General features: G+C 68.3%; 12 protein-coding genes and 1 pseudogene. 7 read left to right on the forward strand and 6 right to left on the reverse strand.

What is annotated here, in order from left to right; translation table 11 throughout:
• The first annotated feature begins 48 nt into the window (after positions 1-48).
• Positions 49-2,874 (forward strand): transglycosylase domain-containing protein, encoded by a 2,826-nt coding sequence (locus ACLQ2S_RS20510; protein WP_155221688.1) that lies wholly within the window; start codon positions 49-51, stop codon positions 2,872-2,874.
• Positions 2,875-2,967: 93 nt separating this feature from the next.
• Here ACLQ2S_RS20510 and ACLQ2S_RS20515 read toward each other — a convergent pair whose 3' ends face one another.
• Together ACLQ2S_RS20515 and ACLQ2S_RS20520 are read right to left on the reverse strand one after the other, a co-directional pair.
• The gene (locus ACLQ2S_RS20515) at positions 2,968-3,144 is read right to left on the reverse strand and encodes a hypothetical protein (protein WP_155221687.1); all 177 of its coding nucleotides are present in this window, start codon (positions 3,142-3,144) and stop codon (positions 2,968-2,970) included.
• 487 nt (positions 3,145-3,631) lie between these two features.
• Positions 3,632-4,363, reverse strand: a pseudogene (locus tag ACLQ2S_RS20520) (AfsR/SARP family transcriptional regulator).
• A gap of 362 nt (positions 4,364-4,725) precedes the next feature.
• Here ACLQ2S_RS20520 and ACLQ2S_RS20525 point away from each other — a divergent pair.
• On the forward strand, positions 4,726-6,258 hold the full coding sequence (locus ACLQ2S_RS20525) for a glycosyltransferase family 87 protein (protein WP_155221684.1): 1,533 nt from the start codon (positions 4,726-4,728) through the stop codon (positions 6,256-6,258).
• Between the two features lie 156 nt (positions 6,259-6,414).
• On the opposite strand, the gene ACLQ2S_RS20530 is transcribed toward ACLQ2S_RS20525, so the two are convergent.
• A complete protein-coding gene (locus ACLQ2S_RS20530) occupies positions 6,415-8,460 on the reverse strand; it encodes a hypothetical protein (RefSeq protein ID WP_155221683.1) in 2,046 nt (681 codons plus the stop codon).
• Positions 8,457-9,248: a deoxyribonuclease IV gene (locus tag ACLQ2S_RS20535; RefSeq protein WP_155221682.1), complete on the reverse strand. Its 792-nt coding sequence runs from the start codon at positions 9,246-9,248 to the stop codon at positions 8,457-8,459. Before ACLQ2S_RS20535 ends, ACLQ2S_RS20530 begins: the two co-directional genes overlap by 4 nt.
• 512 nt (positions 9,249-9,760) lie before the next feature.
• Here ACLQ2S_RS20535 and rpsF point away from each other — a divergent pair.
• From rpsF to rplI, 4 genes are all read left to right on the forward strand, one after another.
• Positions 9,761-10,051 (forward strand): 30S ribosomal protein S6, encoded by a 291-nt coding sequence (gene rpsF / locus ACLQ2S_RS20540; protein WP_155221681.1) that lies wholly within the window; start codon positions 9,761-9,763, stop codon positions 10,049-10,051.
• Between the two features lie 97 nt (positions 10,052-10,148).
• A complete protein-coding gene (locus ACLQ2S_RS20545; protein ID WP_155221680.1) occupies positions 10,149-10,655 on the forward strand; it encodes a single-stranded DNA-binding protein in 507 nt (168 codons plus the stop codon).
• Between the two features lie 41 nt (positions 10,656-10,696).
• Positions 10,697-10,936: a 30S ribosomal protein S18 gene (gene rpsR / locus ACLQ2S_RS20550; protein WP_007073789.1), complete on the forward strand. Its 240-nt coding sequence runs from the start codon at positions 10,697-10,699 to the stop codon at positions 10,934-10,936.
• A 14-nt stretch (positions 10,937-10,950) separates the two neighbouring features.
• Entirely contained in the window at positions 10,951-11,397 is a 447-nt protein-coding gene (rplI, locus tag ACLQ2S_RS20555; RefSeq protein ID WP_155221679.1) for a 50S ribosomal protein L9, read from the forward strand.
• Positions 11,398-11,467: 70 nt separating this feature from the next.
• Here the strand turns inward: rplI and ACLQ2S_RS20560 are convergent, their stop codons facing one another.
• A complete protein-coding gene (locus ACLQ2S_RS20560) occupies positions 11,468-13,093 on the reverse strand; it encodes a hypothetical protein (protein ID WP_230462882.1) in 1,626 nt (541 codons plus the stop codon).
• Positions 13,094-13,482: 389 nt separating this feature from the next.
• On the opposite strand from ACLQ2S_RS20560, the gene dnaB reads away from it, so the two are divergent.
• A complete protein-coding gene (gene dnaB, locus ACLQ2S_RS20565; RefSeq protein ID WP_309223813.1) occupies positions 13,483-14,892 on the forward strand; it encodes a replicative DNA helicase in 1,410 nt (469 codons plus the stop codon).
• Positions 14,893-14,959: 67 nt separating this feature from the next.
• On the opposite strand, the gene ACLQ2S_RS20570 is transcribed toward dnaB, so the two are convergent.
• Positions 14,960-15,355, reverse strand: a complete 396-nt coding sequence (locus ACLQ2S_RS20570; protein ID WP_155221677.1) for a zf-TFIIB domain-containing protein — start codon at positions 15,353-15,355, stop codon at positions 14,960-14,962.
• Between the last annotated feature and the right edge of the window lie 16 nt (positions 15,356-15,371).

Here is a 15,371-nt window from a genome sequence, read left to right on the forward strand (position 1 = left end):
ACCGGTGGCGGTGCGAGCGCGCCCCACCGCGACGGCAGGGTGTGAGGAATGAACTCGTACGGCGATCCCAGCTCCTCGCGCGGCCGGGCCCGCATTCCGGGCCAGGACGATCCGAGGCAGGCGGACGACGCGTACCGCCGCTCGGGTGGTGAACCGCGCGGAGTCAACTGGTCGACCGGACCGGAGACATCGGGCCCGTCGGCCCGTGCCTCGGTCGGTGGGCGTGCCTCAGTCGGCGGCTCGGCGAGCGTTCCGCCACGTGGCAGCGCGGCGCCGGTCGGCCGGTCCGGTTCGGGCCGCGCCTCGGTGCCGGTCTCGCCGGCCGGTCCCGGCCGTGCCTCGGTGCCGGTTTCGCCCGCCCCTGGACGGTCCGGTCGGGCTTCGGTGCCGGTTTCGCCCGCCGGTCCCGGCCGCGCCTCGGTAGGCGCGGCATCGGCCGGTCGGGCGAGTGTCGGCTCGGCCTCTGTGTCCGGTGGTCGCGCCGCGGTGGCCCGGGCCAGCGTCGGCGGGCCGGGCGGTCCAGGCGGGCCCGGTGGTCCCGGAGGGCCGGGCGGACCGGCCGGTCCCGGACGCGGTGGCCGTGATCCGGGTGCGGCGGCCCGAGCCCGCAAGCGCAAGCGGATGAACATCCTGATCGCCGGCTTCGCGGTGTTCATCATGTTGGCCGGCATCGGCGTGGTCGGGTTCACCTACTACTCGACCAACGTGGTGCTGCCAAAGGAGATCCCGCTGCCGCTGTCCACCACCGTCTACGCCAAGGACGGCAAGACGCTGGTCGCCAAGCTCGGCAACGAGAACCGCACCTTCGTCACCATCGACAACATTCCCGAGCACGTGCAGAACGCCGTCGCCGCCGCCGAGGACCGCAACTTCTACCGGCACTCGGGCGTCGACTACAAGGGCATCGCCCGGGCCGCCTGGAACAACCTCTCCGGCGGCGACAAGCAGGGCGCCTCGACCATCACCCAGCAGTACGCGCGCAACGCCTACGAGAACCTCCAGGACGACAGCTACGCGCGGAAGGTGAAGGAGGCGATCCTCGCCTCGAAGCTCAACGACAACTTCACCAAGAAGCAGATCATGGAGAACTACCTCAACGTGATCTACTTCGGTCGAGGTGCGTACGGCATCGAGGCGGCGGCCCAGACGTACTTCAACACCAGCGCGAAGAAGCTGAACGCGGCGCAGGGCGCGGTGCTCGCCGCGCTGATCAAGCAGCCGGTGGCCAGCGCCACCCACAAGGGCTACGACCCGGAGGTCAACGAGGAAGAGGCGAAGGCCCGGTGGGAGTACGTCCTCAACGGGATGGTCGAGGAGGGTTGGCTGAACGCCCCGGGCAAGCCGGAGCGGCCGACCGAGTACCCGAAGGTGCAGAAGTCGAAGAAGAACAACGGCTTCGGCGTCGCCACCCCGCGCGGCAACGTGATCAACTACGTCCGCAAGGAGATGGAGGAGTGGGGTCTCTGCTCCGACTCCGGTGCCGAGGGCAAGCCGAGTTGCGTCGACGAGCTGCGTGAGGGCGGCTACCGGATCACCACCACCATCGATCCGAAGATGCAGAAGGCTCTGGAGGAGGCGGCCCAGCCGGACCGGAAGGGGTCGGTGCTCAAGGGGCATCCGAAAAACCTCATGGCGGCGGTGGTCTCCGTCGAGCCGAAGACCGGCCGGGTGCTTGCCTACTACGGCGGTGACAGCGGCGCGGACTTCGACTACGCCGGCTTGAACACCGATCAAAACGGCAACCTCGTTGGTGGTCACCCGCCGGGCTCGTCGTTCAAGGTCTACACCCTGGCTGCGGCGATCGACGCCGAGATATCGGTGAAGTCGCACTGGGACGCCACGCCGTTCACGCCGGAGGGCTACGAGTCGAAGATCGTAAACGCCGGTCGGAACGCCAGCTGCAAGAAGTGGTGCACCCTCCAGGAGTCGACGGTGCAGTCGTACAACGTGCCGTTCTTCCACGTGACGGAGGACATCGGCGCCGACAAGGTGCTCGACATGGCTCGTCGCGCCGGCATCCGCACCATGTGGGACGACAAGCACCAGATACACGACCTGACGAAGAAGAAGCCCGGGGAACTCGCGCCGACGAAGTTCGACCGGGTGATCGGCTTCGGTCAGTACCCGGTCACCGTGCTGGACCACGCCAACGGCCTGGCCACCCTCGCCAACAAGGGCAAGTACAACAAGGCGCACTTCGTCCGTAAGGTGGAGAAGCAGAACAAGGCCACCGGCAAGTGGGACAAGGTGCCCGGCACCGGCGAGAAGCTCAAGCCGCAGCAGGTGATCCGGCCGGAGGTCGCCGACGAGGTGACGGCGGTGCTCAAGGAAATTCCCGGCAGGAGCAACGCGGCGCTGGTCGGCAACCGGCAGGCCGCCGGCAAGACCGGCACCTGGCAGTACGGCAACACCGACAAGAACGCCCACGCCTGGATGGTCGGCTACGACGAGAATGTGGCCACGGCGGTGTGGATCGGCAGCCGCGACCCGAAGAAGCCAGCCATCCTCGATCGCAACGGCTCCAACATCGGTGGTAGCAGCATCCCCGCCGCGCTGTGGAAGCGCTACATGGACGAGGCACTGAAGGGCTCCGACCCGTCCAACCTGCCCAGTGTCACCGGGGTGGGCGACCAGGACGCCGGTAACGGCGAGGAACCGGCGCCGCCACCGCCCCCGCCCGGAGGCGACCGGGATTGCAACCCGATCGACTTCTTCTGCCAGCTCGGCGGTGGAAACAACGGTGGTCCCGGCGGCGGTGGTCCCGGCGGCGGGGACAACGGGGGGAACAATCCGATCACCCCGCCTGGAGATGACCAACGACCAGGCGGTGACGGCGGTGGCGTGCCACCACCGAGGACGACAGAGCGGGATTGATCTCGTGAACGCCGAGGGGCGGTCGGACAGGTGTCCGGCCGCCCCTCGGCTTCCTGACTGTCTCGGATCGGGCCGCTCAGGCGACCGGTCCGGTCAGTACTTGCTCGTCACCCAGGTGGTGGGACCGGCGCTGGCTTCCGCCCGAGCGAGCAGATTGGCGTCGTTCACCATCTGGGTGTAGTAAGCACCGGCGAAGCCGCTGTAGGCGGTACGGACCCGCCCGTCGAGGTAGTAGCTGCGTACCGTCGGGTAGTAGAAGTCGGAACTCACCCGTGCCCATGCCGTCCGGCACCGAGGCTGTAGCGAGGCTCCAGGTTGATCCCGCTGGTGTTCGACGCGACCGTTTCGCGTCGTCCGCGCAGTAGTGGTAACAGGTCGAACATCCACTGTGATAGATCTTGTACGTCGCGGGGTTCTTGCCGTCGCAGACCGAACCGCAGCCGGTGGCCTGTAGCTCGACCTCCGGGATCATCGTGGCCTTCGCCGGGTCAAGATTCTCGGCCTTGACGGTGGTCTCCGCCGCGACAGTGGCCGGCGCGGCGACGGGCGGCCTGCGGGGCGGCCAGACTTGCGGTGAAGCACAGTGCCAGCACTGCGGCCAGCCGGGCGCTCTTTCGTTTGAGCAAGGCGATCCCTCCAACTCAGATCCGATGCCGCGATGATTCCGGTCTGTCTCACTGAGGCATCACCGTCCGATCACCGTCGCCGAAGCAATGCCTGGAGGTGGTCTCTCGGCAGCAGCCGCCCGGTGATGAGCTCAGCCGATCGCGACAGTCACCATCCGGGTTCCGCGCAGCAGGCGGTGGTAGAGATCCTCCACCAGCGGGCTGGTGCTGATCCCCAGCTCGCGGGCCAACCGAGCCCGTAAGCCGCTGAGCACGCCCAACGTCTCCGCCGTGCGGGAGCCCGCGTGCATGGCCTCCGCGAGCCGGCAACGCAGACCTTCGTGTAGGGGTAACTGCCGATCCAACTGTGCAGGTCAGCGGTCAGCGGTCAGCAGTCGATGTCTGTTGAGACTGTACTCAAGATCTATCAACGTCTCGATCGCCTTCAGGTGGAGTTCCTTCCACCGCAGTGCCTCCGTTTGGAGCTTGGCTGACTCGACATCCTCGACTGGGGCTCCGCGCCACAGTTCGAACGCTGATCGTAGGAGGGTGACCGCGTTTTCTGTGTTGCCCGAATTTATTGACGAGGTTGCTTCGGTGCATATTTTGCGGAACTTCAATCCGTCGACCTGATCGTATTTCACGTGCAACGTGCAGTGTTTCCCATTGCGGTTTATGTGAGTTGCCTCGGTGTCAAGTCTGGCTCGTAGGCTGTCCAGTCGGTTCTGCACCTGCTGTCGGGCGGTGGCTGGTGGATCGTCGTCCCACACCACATCGATCAACAGGTCGATATGGACGGGACGGTTGGAGTTGAGAAGCAGAGTCGCCAGAATCTTACGGTCACGAGTTCCCGGAATATCTACTTCCGATGAACCGGATCTCACGGTTGATGGGCCCAAGAAATTGAGTTCCAATGTTGCCCCCGTGGTTCTTTATGCCCGCCTTCGGTGGGCCTTGCTCAGTTATCGATACAGTCACATATGCCAAGACTTGGATGGGCTGGACAACTGCTTTCCTGGGAGGCGGTGATCGAATAGGTAATCGCAGTCGCAAGTTGTGGCTACGAACGCTCACCGCATTCTGGTGCAGCGGTTGGCAGGGGCCGAGACGGTCCGGGTGCCGGTGTGACGGGGGTGTGACCGATGGCCGCCGCAGAACCGGATCCCCAGGGCCCGCTTCGCCAGATTGCCGGCACCGCCGGGTTTCGGCTTCTACCCGGTCAACTGATGCGGCAGGATGCACGGACATGAGTACCCAGTCGACGCCCGGCATCGATGGACCTGATGTTCCCGATCACCCGTCCCGCTCCGACGGCTTCGTCCGGGGACTCTCCGGGCTGATCGGTGGTCCGCTCGGCGACCACGCGGTCGCCCGTGACCGGCCCGTCGGCGCGGAGCGTCGGTTCTGGACGGCGGTGCGGATCGTCCTGGTGCTGACCTGTCTCACGTTGACGCTGCACTGGGTGCAGAAGTCGCCCTGCCAGGACGGGGCGTGGACGGACAACGAGCAGTACACCCGCTTCTGCTACACCGATGTCCTGGCGCTCTACTACGCCGAGCGGCTCCACGAGGGTGCGGTTCCCTACCGGGATCATCCGGTGGAGTACCCGGTGCTGACCGGGTACTTCATGGGGGCGCTCGGGCTGCCGGTCCACTCGGCCGGCGTTGAGAACCCGGACATGAACCAGGGCCAGTGGTTCTACAACCTCAACGCCATCACGCTCGGTGCGCTGGCCGTGGTGACCGTGGCGGTGATCCTGGCGCTGCGCCGTCGACGACCCTGGGACGCCGCACTCTTCGCGCTCGCCCCTGCGCTGCTGCTCACCGCCACCGTCAACTGGGACTTCCTCGCCATCGGGTTGGCCGCGCTCGGCATGCTGGCCTGGGCGCGATCCGGGTCAGGCTCGAAGGGCACGATGCTGGTCGCGCTCTCCGGAGTGCTGTTAGGACTCGGCGGCGCGGCGAAGATGTGGCCGCTGTTCATCCTCGGACCGATTCTGGTGCTCGCGATACGTGCCAACCGCATCCGGGCCGCGCTGCTGTCCATCGCCACAGCGGCGGTGACGGTGGTGCTGGTGAACCTGCCGGTGGCCATCCCGTACCGGGACAACTGGAACCGGTTCTTCGAGCTGAACACCACGCGGCCGATCGACTGGGGCACCTTCTGGTACATCGGTCGCTATCTCGACGGGAAGTTCGGCGACCCCGCCAGCATCGGGCCCTTCCAGTGGCTCGACGGCAACATCCCCACGCTGAACAACCTGTCGTACGCCCTGTTCGGGCTGGCCTGCCTCGGCATCGGCGGGCTGGCACTGCTGGCACCGCGACGGCCCCGGCTGGGCCAGCTCGCCTTCCTGGTCGTCGCCGCCTTCCTGATCTTCAGCAAGGTCTGGTCCCAGCAGTTCGTGCTCTGGTTGCTGCCACTGGTCGTGCTCGCCCGACCCAAGTGGGGAGCGTTCCTGGTCTGGCAGGCCGCCGAGGTCTGCTACTTCATCGCCTTCTACGGTCAGCTGCTCGGTGCCTCCACCGGCACGCCGGTCTTCCCGGAGGGCGTCTTCGTGCTGGCCGCGAGTATGCGTCTGGCCACGGTGGTGGCGCTTGTCGTCCTGGTGGTACGCGAGATCCTGGACCCGGAGCAGGACGCGGTACGCCGCACCTACGCCGACGACCCGGACGGCGGTCTGCTCGACGGCACCCCCGACGCCCCCTGGCTGGACCGATGGCGAACCCGCCGCCAGACCACCGACCCCACCCCCACCCCCGTACCCACCACCACCTGATCGACGCACCGCCGAAGCAGCAGAGCTGCCTAGACCCGCCGCAAGTCCCAGACGAGCCGGATGGCGTCTGGTTTGCGGGGGAGCACACCCGGCGCAGGGATCAAGCCTGACCGCCCGGAGCCGGGTGTGCTCCCCCGCAAACCCCAACCCCAACCCTCAGAGACGAAACACCACGACCGAGTCGATCTCCTCGCGGGTGATGCCCAACCCCTCGACCGGTGCGTCGACGCTGACCTCCCACGGGGTGCCGGCGATCTTGTCGCGGAGCACCAGGACGTTGCGCACGCCGAGGGTGCGCAGGTAGTCGACGCTGGTCTGATCGGGGAAGGTCATGGCGACCCGGCGTACGTCCTTCAGCTGAAGCGGAGTGAAACCGCTGCCACCGTTGACGATGTCCTGGAACCGGGTGGTGGACCAGAGCATCACCGGTTGGTCGTGGTTCTGCCCGCTGGGCAGGACGAGCAGTGGACCGTCGACCGAACGCATCGCCGCCGGCTGCCTCGGCACCACCGGATGCGGTGTGGTGTTGGTGCCTTCGGCGATCACCAGCAGCAGGGGCAACAGCGTCGCCAGGCGCAGCCAGGGGCTCGGCCACGAGGGAATCCGCTCGGCGGAGATGTCCCGCACCCGCTCGGCGAACGCGCTGACCGCCCCCGCCGCGAGCAGCCCGAGCAGCAGCGTGCCCCACAGCATCAACCGGCCCGGCGTCCGGATGCCGTTCCAACCGGGCAGGTGGTCGAAGAGGGGTACGTAGGTGAATTGGCCGTCGAACAACTCGGTGCCCATCGACAGGGCCATCGCGACCAGCACTCCGGCGAGCAGCAGCAGCCGCTGCCGGACCTTCCATACGGAGAAGAACAGCCCGCCGACGGCCAGCGCGTAGAGCACGAAACCGGGTAGCAACGTCATCTCCGGATGCCACGGCAGGAGCGACCGGGCACCTTCGTGCAGTCCGCCCCAGAGACGGGACTCGGCCGGGGCGGTGAGGAAGCCGGTAGCGGGTGGCGAGAAGGCGGCGATGTCGTCGATCGTCCGTTCCGCGTTCGGGTGCAGTTGCGAGACGGTGAAGTACGGGATGGCCATCAGGACGCCCACTCCGGCGAAGATCAGCCCGCCGATCAGGTCCGCGACGAACAGCCGCGACCCGAAGGGGCGCTTGACCCGCCAGAAGATCCGTTTCGCGTACCAGATGGTGACGGCCACCAGCACGGTGATCGCTAGCACGTACCCGAACGGCAGGCCGATGCCGAATCCGAGGCTCAGCTGCCAGGCGGCCACCAGCCAGCCGGCGTACACCCAGCCCTCGTGCCGACGCTCGGGTCGGTAGCCGTGCCGTAGCGACCAGCCGTGCCCCCGGGCCAGCATGGCCAGGGCCAGCGGGATGCCGCCGTTGGAGACCACGTGCAGGTGACCGGCCTGCGAGAGCAGCCACGGTGCGTAGGTGTAGGCGGCGCCGACCACCGCGGAACCGGTGCGGCTCGCGCCGAGTTGCCGGGCCAGCACGTACGCGCCGAAGGTGGCGAGGGCGTGCGCCAACACGAACATGATGTTGTAGCGCACCAGGGCGGCCTCGGGGCCGCTGCCGATCATGCCTGCTGGCGCGTACCCGAGCAGGGTGTCGGAGAAGGCGAAGCTCCACCGCTCGGGGAAGAAGGCGTTCGCGTGCCACAACTGCGCCGGGTCGGTCAGCAGGATGTGCCCCGACCAGGCCATCTGCCAGGCCTGGAGGCTCGGGTCCCAGTAGTCCTGTGGCAACGTGTGTGCTGGATAGCGCAGTGTCGGCCAGGTCATCAGCACGGCCAACGCCAGTGAGGCGAAGGCGGCCAACGTCCATTCGTGGATCAGTAACCGGCCGAACCGTCGGCCCAGCCGCCCGTACCAGGTGGGGACCGGCTCGGGCGCGGGCCCGAAGGCGGCCCAAGGGTCTGGCTTGTCGCCGTCCTCAGCCGGGGTGTCGTCCGGCTTGTCGCTGCTGTTCGCGCCGGTAGTGTCCTTACCCGGCGGCGTCCCCACTGCCTTGTCCTTGCCGCCGGCCTTCGCTGCGGCGTCGTCCGTACCGTTGGTGTCGCCGTCGACCTTCGCCGCGCTGTTGTCCTTGTCGGTGGGGTCGTCGCCGGGCTGGTCCATGCTCGGTGGCTTCGCTGCGTCGCCGACCTTCTCCGCGTCGGCGGGGCCACCGGAGGCGGACTGGTCCGTGGTCATCGTGCCCCGGTCTCCCCGTCGAGCTGTCCGCGTAGGAAGGCGATGTCGCCGCCCTGCCCCTCGACACCACCGGGCGTCTCCACGATGACCGGAGCGCCCGCCGCGCGGATCACCGCGACCACGAGTTCCGGGTCGATGGTCCCGCCCGACAGGTTGTCGTGCCGGTCCCGCCCTGACCCGAACCCATCCTTGGAGTTGTTTGCGTGCACCAGGTCGATCCGCCCGGTGATCGCCTTCACCCGATCGACCAGGCCGAGCAGCTCCTCCCCGCCGGCATGGGCGTGGCAGGTGTCCAGACAGAACCCGACCTCGTAGTCACCGACGGCGTCCCAGAGCCGGGCGAGTGCGTCCAGCCGTCGGGCGCAGGCGTTCTCACCACCGGCGGTGTTCTCGATCAGCACCGGAATCCCGAAGCCGCCGGACTCCGCCGCGTAGGACAACGCCTTGCGCCAGTTGTCGAACCCGGCCGCCAGGTCGCCGCCGGAGTTGACGTGCCCACCGTGTACCACCAGGCCCTTCGCGCCGATCGCGGTGGCCGCTCTCGCGTGGGCGAGCAGCAGCTTGCGGCTCGGGATCCGGATGCGGTTGTTGCCGGTGGCGACATTGATGACGTACGGCGCGTGCACATAGATGTCGACCTCGGCGCTGCGCAACGCCTCGGCGTCGGCACGGGGCTGCGGCGCCTTCCATCCCTGGGGGTCGGAGAGGAAGAACTGCACGGCGTCTGCCGCTCGGGCGGTCGCCTCCGCCAGCGGGTCGGTCGGATCGACGTGGGCTCCGATACGCATGCAGGCGAGCCTACGTCCCGCCCCCGACCGTCGGGATGAGGCCCGCTGCGCGCCCGCGCGTCACCGGTGCCGACGGAAGTCGTTGATGTCAATGGATCATCCGGTCAAGGCGCCGCGACCGGGAGCTGACCAGGAAATTGTCGGTAATTCCGGGATTTGCCCCATGAAGCACCAGCTTCCACGATAACGTCAGGTAACAACGTGATAAAGCTCCGCGGGGCGTCTTCGGTCCAACCTCATCGGTGTGGTCGTTCCTCCCCAGGTCCCACCCAAGGAATGCGGACCAGACGCCCCGCGGCCCCCGTGACCGGGGGTCCGTGCCGACAGCGACGTCGGCCGGACCCCCGGTTCGCTGTGCCCGTCACCTCGGTGCTGGTGATCGTCCGGGCCGGGTATCCTGGTCCGGTTGTCCGTCACCGGCCGGGTTCCCCCGGTACCGGAACGGGCCACGACGCACGACCTCCTGCCACGGAAGGACCGTGGCCGCTTAGCCCACAGGAGGTGAGCACGTCTTGCGTCATTACGAGATCATGGTGATCCTCGACCCCAGCCTCGAGGAGCGCACCGTCGCCCCGTCGCTCGACACGTACCTGAACGTGATCAGGACTGCGGGTGGCTCGGTGGAGAAGACCGACGTGTGGGGCCGCCGACGCCTCGCCTACGAGATCAACAAGAAGGCCGAGGGCATCTACGCCGTCATCGACCTCCAGGCGTCGCCGGAGGCGGTGGCCGAGCTGGACCGCCAGCTGCGGCTCAACGAGTCCGTGCTGCGTACGAAGGTCATCCGGCCGGAGATGCGCTAGCAAACCCACCCGGCCCCACCCGGATCAGCCTCACCGTTGCTGTCGGAGGGTTCTGAGAACCTGTACGCGGAACGGATGAGCGCGCGAGGAGTTGGTCATGGCAGGAGACACCACCATCACGGTCATCGGCAACCTGACCGATGACCCCGAGTTGCGGTTCACCCCCTCCGGTGCCGCGGTCGCCAAGTTCCGGGTCGCCTCGACGCCCCGGTTCATGGACAAGGCATCCGGCGAGTGGAAGGACGGCGAGCCGCTGTTCCTTTCGTGCACCGTCTGGCGGCAGGCTGCGGAGCACGTGGCGGAGTCGCTTCAGCGCGGCACCCGCGTGATCGTCTCGGGTCGGCTGCGTCAGCGGTCCTACGAGACCCGCGAGGGCGAGAAGCGCACCGTCATCGAGCTGGAGGTCGACGAGATCGGCCCGTCACTGCGCTACGCCACGGCGAAGGTGCAGAAGATGTCCCGGTCCGGTGGCGGCGGCTTCGGCAGTGGTGGCGGTGGTGGCCAGGGCGGCGGCGGAGGCAACTTCGACGACCCCTGGGCTTCGGCCGCACCGGCTCCCGCACGTTCGGGTGGCGGCAACTTCGACGAGGAGCCTCCGTTCTAATGGCGCCGAGCGCCCGTGATCGTAAACCAGGAGCAAGAGCAATGGCGAAGGCTGCGGCACTGCGCAAGCCGAAGAAGAAGGTGAACCCGCTCGACAAGGACGGGATCACGTACATCGATTACAAGGACACCGCGCTGCTGCGCAAGTTCATCTCCGACCGCGGCAAGATCCGCGCTCGGCGGGTGACCGGCGTTACCTCGCAGCAGCAGCGGCAGATCGCTCGTGCGGTCAAGAACGCCCGTGAGATGGCGCTCCTGCCGTACACCGCGACGGCCCGCTGAGAGAGGCACCGACAATGAAGATCATCCTGACTCAGGAGGTGTCCGGGCTCGGTGCCCCGGGCGACATCGTGGAGGTCAAGAACGGCTACGGCCGTAACTACCTGCTCCCGCAGGGCTTCGCGATCGCCTGGACCAAGGGCGCGGAGAAGCAGGTCACCCTCATCAAACGGGCCCGTTCCGCCCGCGAGATCCGGGACCTCGATCACGCCAACGAGGTCAAGGCGCAGCTCGAAGGCCTCAAGGTGAACCTGAAGGCCCGCGCCGGTGAAGGTGGCCGACTCTTCGGCTCCGTCACCCCGGCCGAGATCGTCGACGCCGTGAAGGCGGCCGGCGGTCCGGCGCTCGACCGGCGGCGGCTGGAGGTCGGCGGCCACATCAAGTCGCTCGGTTCGCACCCGGTGCGGGTCAAGCTGCACCCCGAGGTGACCGCCTCGTTCAACCTCAACGTCGTGCAGGGCTGAGTCCCGGTCGACGAACGACAGGGCCCGCACCGTTCACCGGTGCGGGCCCTGTTCGTTGTCGTGCTTGCGGTCAACCGATCGGCTGGCCGGTCACCGCGCTGATCATCACCGTCGAGAGGCCGCCACCCACCACAGCGGCGGCGAGCGCCACCGTGGTGGGCCGCCAGGTCGTACCCACCCGACGCAGCAATGTCGCGATCGCCAGGCTGCTGACCAGGGCGAGACCGAAGCGCGGCATCCCGCCCGCCATCGCCGCGAACGCCCGTGCCCGAGGCGACTCGCAGCCACCGCCGCTGATATCGGTCACACAGCCGACGGGCGGCGCACCGTCCAGGGTCAGCAGCCACACGAAGACCACGATCGCCGGCAGGACGTAACAGGCTGCGGTGTAGAGCAGCGGCAGCCAGGGGCCACCCGGATCGGGGTCGAGGAGGTCGTCCTCCAACCGACGATTCCAACTGGCGTTGCCCACCGACTCGATGCGACGTCGTACCGCCGCGATGCCGACCGGCCGGGCCTGCGGAACGGCCGCGGCACGCCGCCGGGGTGTCGGGCGGGGACGTGGCGCCGTGTAACCCACCACCGGGGACCGGGGCGCTGACGCGGACGCCTCCACCCAGCGGGGATCGTCGCCGGCCAACCGGGTGCCCGGCCAGAACGTCTCCTGCGGCGGTTCCGGCTCGGGCCGGGCGCTCCACGACCACTGTTGCGCTGCGGGCGCACCGCCGGACCGGGGCGGCTCCGTACGATCCCAGCGGTCCGGCTCGGAGTAGTCGTCCCACCGGTTGCCGTCCCGTTGCCGCTCCCGCCGCTCCATCTCGGGATCGCGGTCCCACTGGCCCGTGGTGTCCGGTTCCAGCCACCGGTCCGTCGCGGCCGATTGAAGCCACTGGCTCGTGCTGTCGGCGTCCCAGGGGTCGACCGGGCCGGCCTCGGCGCGCCGGTCGACAGCGGCGGGCTGCTGCCAGGCGTGCAGCCCGGAGGCGTCCCACGGATCCACCGCTGGGCGAGGTGGTTCCGGTTCCGCCGCCCGCTCCCAGGGGTCCACCGCCGGAGCGGGCGCCGGCTCCGCCGCCCGCCGCCGACGACGTGGGGTCGGGTCGGCGGCCGGTTCGGAGCCGGACGACTTCTGGTCCTCCTCCTCCAGGCCGGACCAGATCACCTGACGTTGGCGGGACTGCGCCCGGCGCGGTCGACTCTGCGGCGTCACACCCGAGACCGGATCGTCCTCTTCGGCCCGGCGGCTGCCGACGTACCCCTCCTCCTGTGGACGATCGAAGGTCCACTCTCGGGTGTGGTCGGACTGAGGCTCCAACGCTGGTGGCGGGGCGATGGCGCGGGGCGACGTGTCCCGCCAGTCCACCTCGTCGGAGTGCCGGCTCCGGGAGGCCCGCGACGATCGCCGACCGCCGTCGCCGTAACGCGGACCGCCGTCATCGTCCTCGTCCGGTGCGGCGTGCCGACCGCCACCGTCGACGCTGCTGACCCCCGACTCCAGTGCCCAGCGTGGCAGGTACGGCTCGGCGGGCTCGTCCTGGCCGCGCTCGATCGCCCGGCGGCGGCTCGGGGTGCGGTAACGCTCGATCGCCGAGTCGTAACGCCCGGCTCGTGAATCCTCGATGGGCTCGGCCCACGAAGCGGTCGGTCGCCGCTCGCGCGGACCGTCCTCCCCGCGTGCCCAGTCCCGGTAACTCACGGCCGGAGCGTGACCCTTCTCAACCGAAAGCGCAATCCGCTGTCCAGGTGTAGCCGTCGGCCACCGATCTTACGGGAGGTTCAGGACAAAGCCCTACCCGGAAATTCCCTCCACAGGCTGGGGAAAACGTTTGTGCAGGTCAGAGGCTTCTCGGCGAGAATTCCCCATCCGTTATCCACACCCTGTGCACACGCTGCGCACATGATTGTCCACCTGCGTCCACAGGTTGTCCCGAGGCTCGTCCACCGCCACGGTTGAGCGGCTGACCTCGGAGTCCGTATGGTTGCCATCGACCTGCTGACCCGATAACCCCCGATCGAACGGCCGGTCGACGTTGTCGCACCCGGGCGGTAAGCCTGAACCGATCCGACGCAGTGGAGGGGGGCCCGGTGTCGGTCACCGATGACAGGCGGACGGAGCCGTTCCACGGTGGCGGGCCGCAGGCCGCCGACCCGCCACGCGACGGTCAGTTCGACAAGACGCCGCCGCAGGATGTGGCTGCCGAGCAGTGCGTCCTGGGTGGCATGCTGCTGTCCAAGGACGCCATCGCCGACGTCGTCGAGATCCTCAAGATCAACGACTTCTACCGGCCGATCCACGCCACCATCTTCGACACCATCCTGGAGATCTACGGCAGGGGCGAGCCGGCCGACGCCATCACCGTCGCGGCGGCCCTGGCCGACTCCGGCGATCTGGCCAGGGTGGGTGGCGCTCCGTACCTGCACACGCTGATCGCGAGCGTGCCGACGGCCGCGAACGCCGCCTACTACGCCCGCATCGTCAGCGAACGCGCGGTGCTGCGCCGCCTGGTCGAGGCCGGTACGCGGATCGTCCAACTCGGCTACGGCACCGCGAGCGGCGGCAGCCGGGACGTGGACGACATCGTCGACCTGGCTCAGCAGGCCGTCTACGACGTGACGGAGCGCCGGGTCAGCGAGGATTTCGCCGTCCTGGCCGACATGCTGCAACCGACGCTCGACGAGATCGAGGCGGTCGGCGCGCAGGGCGGCGTGATGACCGGCGTGCCGACCGGCTTCACCGACCTGGACCGCCTGCTCAACGGGCTGCACGCCGGGCAGTTGATCATCGTGGCGGGGCGACCCGGTCTTGGTAAGAGCACGGCGAGCATGGACTTCGCGCGCAACGCCGCGATCCGGGCCAACCAGGCATCGGCCATCTTCTCGCTGGAGATGAGCAAGGTCGAGATCGTGATGCGGCTGCTCTCGGCCGAGGCCCGGGTGCCGTTGCACGTACTGCGCAGCGGGCAGTTGTCCGATGACGACTGGACGAAGCTGGCCCGCTGCATGGGCGAGATCAGCGAGGCGCCGCTGTTCGTCGACGACACGCCCAGCATGAACCTGATGGAGATCCGAGCGAAGGCTCGCCGGCTCAAGCAGCGGCACGACCTCAAGCTGATCGTGGTCGATTATCTCCAGCTGATGACCTCGCCGAAGCGTACGGAGAGCCGGCAGCAGGAGGTCGCGGACCTGTCCCGGGGCCTCAAGCTGCTGGCCAAGGAGGTCGAGTGCCCGGTCATCGCGGTCAGCCAGCTGAACCGTGGCCCCGAGCAGCGCACCGACAAGCGCCCACAACTGTCTGATCTGCGCGAGTCTGGATCAATTGAGCAAGATGCGGACGTCGTCATTCTTCTGCATCGTGACGACTACTACGACAAGGAATCCCCCCGGGCCGGGGAGGCGGATTTCATCGTTGCGAAGCACCGGAATGGTCCGACTGACACGGTGACCGTCGCCGCCCAGCTGCACCTGTCGCGCTTCGTGGACATGGCGATCGTCTAACCAGCTCACCCCACCAATGACCGGGCCGACCGATCGGACGGCCCGGTCATTGGTGGGGTCGTGCTGCTCAGCCGAACATCTCGTCGAGGAAGCTCTTGCGCTTCTTCCGCCGGTAGTGCCCGTGGTAGCCGTAGTGCTGTGGCGCGTGGCCGTAGACCGGCGCGGGGGCCGGGTAGCCGTGCGGCGGCGGGGGCGGTGGCGGCGGCACGGTGCCGTAACCCGGCTGGTGCGTTGCGGGCGGCGGTGGCGGCGGGGGCTGGTAGCCGCCCGGCTGCGGGGCGGTCGGCGGTGGGGGCGGGGGCGGAGCCTGCTGAGCGCTCCAGTTGGCCTCCGCCTCGAACAGCTTCTCCAACTCGCCGCGATCGAGGAAGATCCCCCGGCACTCGCCACACTGGTCGATGACGACGCCACTGCGCTCGTACTGGCGCATGTCTCCGTGGCACTTGGGACAGGTCAGGCTCATTACCCGAAGGTACCTG

Source organism: Micromonospora sp. DT48, from assembly GCF_049844495.1.
Classification (GTDB): Bacteria; Actinomycetota; Actinomycetes; order Mycobacteriales; family Micromonosporaceae; genus Micromonospora.

Coding starts and splice junctions, on each gene's coding strand:
- ACLQ2S_RS20510 (WP_155221688.1), top strand. CDS start 49: ATGAACTCGTACGGCGATCCCAGCTCCTCGCGCGGCCGGGCCCGCATT.
- rplI (WP_155221679.1), top strand. CDS start 10,951: ATGAAGATCATCCTGACTCAGGAGGTGTCCGGGCTCGGTGCCCCGGGC.
- ACLQ2S_RS20545 (WP_155221680.1), top strand. CDS start 10,149: ATGGCAGGAGACACCACCATCACGGTCATCGGCAACCTGACCGATGAC.
- ACLQ2S_RS20570 (WP_155221677.1), bottom strand. CDS start 15,355: ATGAGCCTGACCTGTCCCAAGTGCCACGGAGACATGCGCCAGTACGAG.
- rpsR (WP_007073789.1), top strand. CDS start 10,697: ATGGCGAAGGCTGCGGCACTGCGCAAGCCGAAGAAGAAGGTGAACCCG.
- ACLQ2S_RS20525 (WP_155221684.1), top strand. CDS start 4,726: ATGAGTACCCAGTCGACGCCCGGCATCGATGGACCTGATGTTCCCGAT.
- ACLQ2S_RS20530 (WP_155221683.1), bottom strand. CDS start 8,460: ATGACCACGGACCAGTCCGCCTCCGGTGGCCCCGCCGACGCGGAGAAG.
- ACLQ2S_RS20535 (WP_155221682.1), bottom strand. CDS start 9,248: ATGCGTATCGGAGCCCACGTCGATCCGACCGACCCGCTGGCGGAGGCG.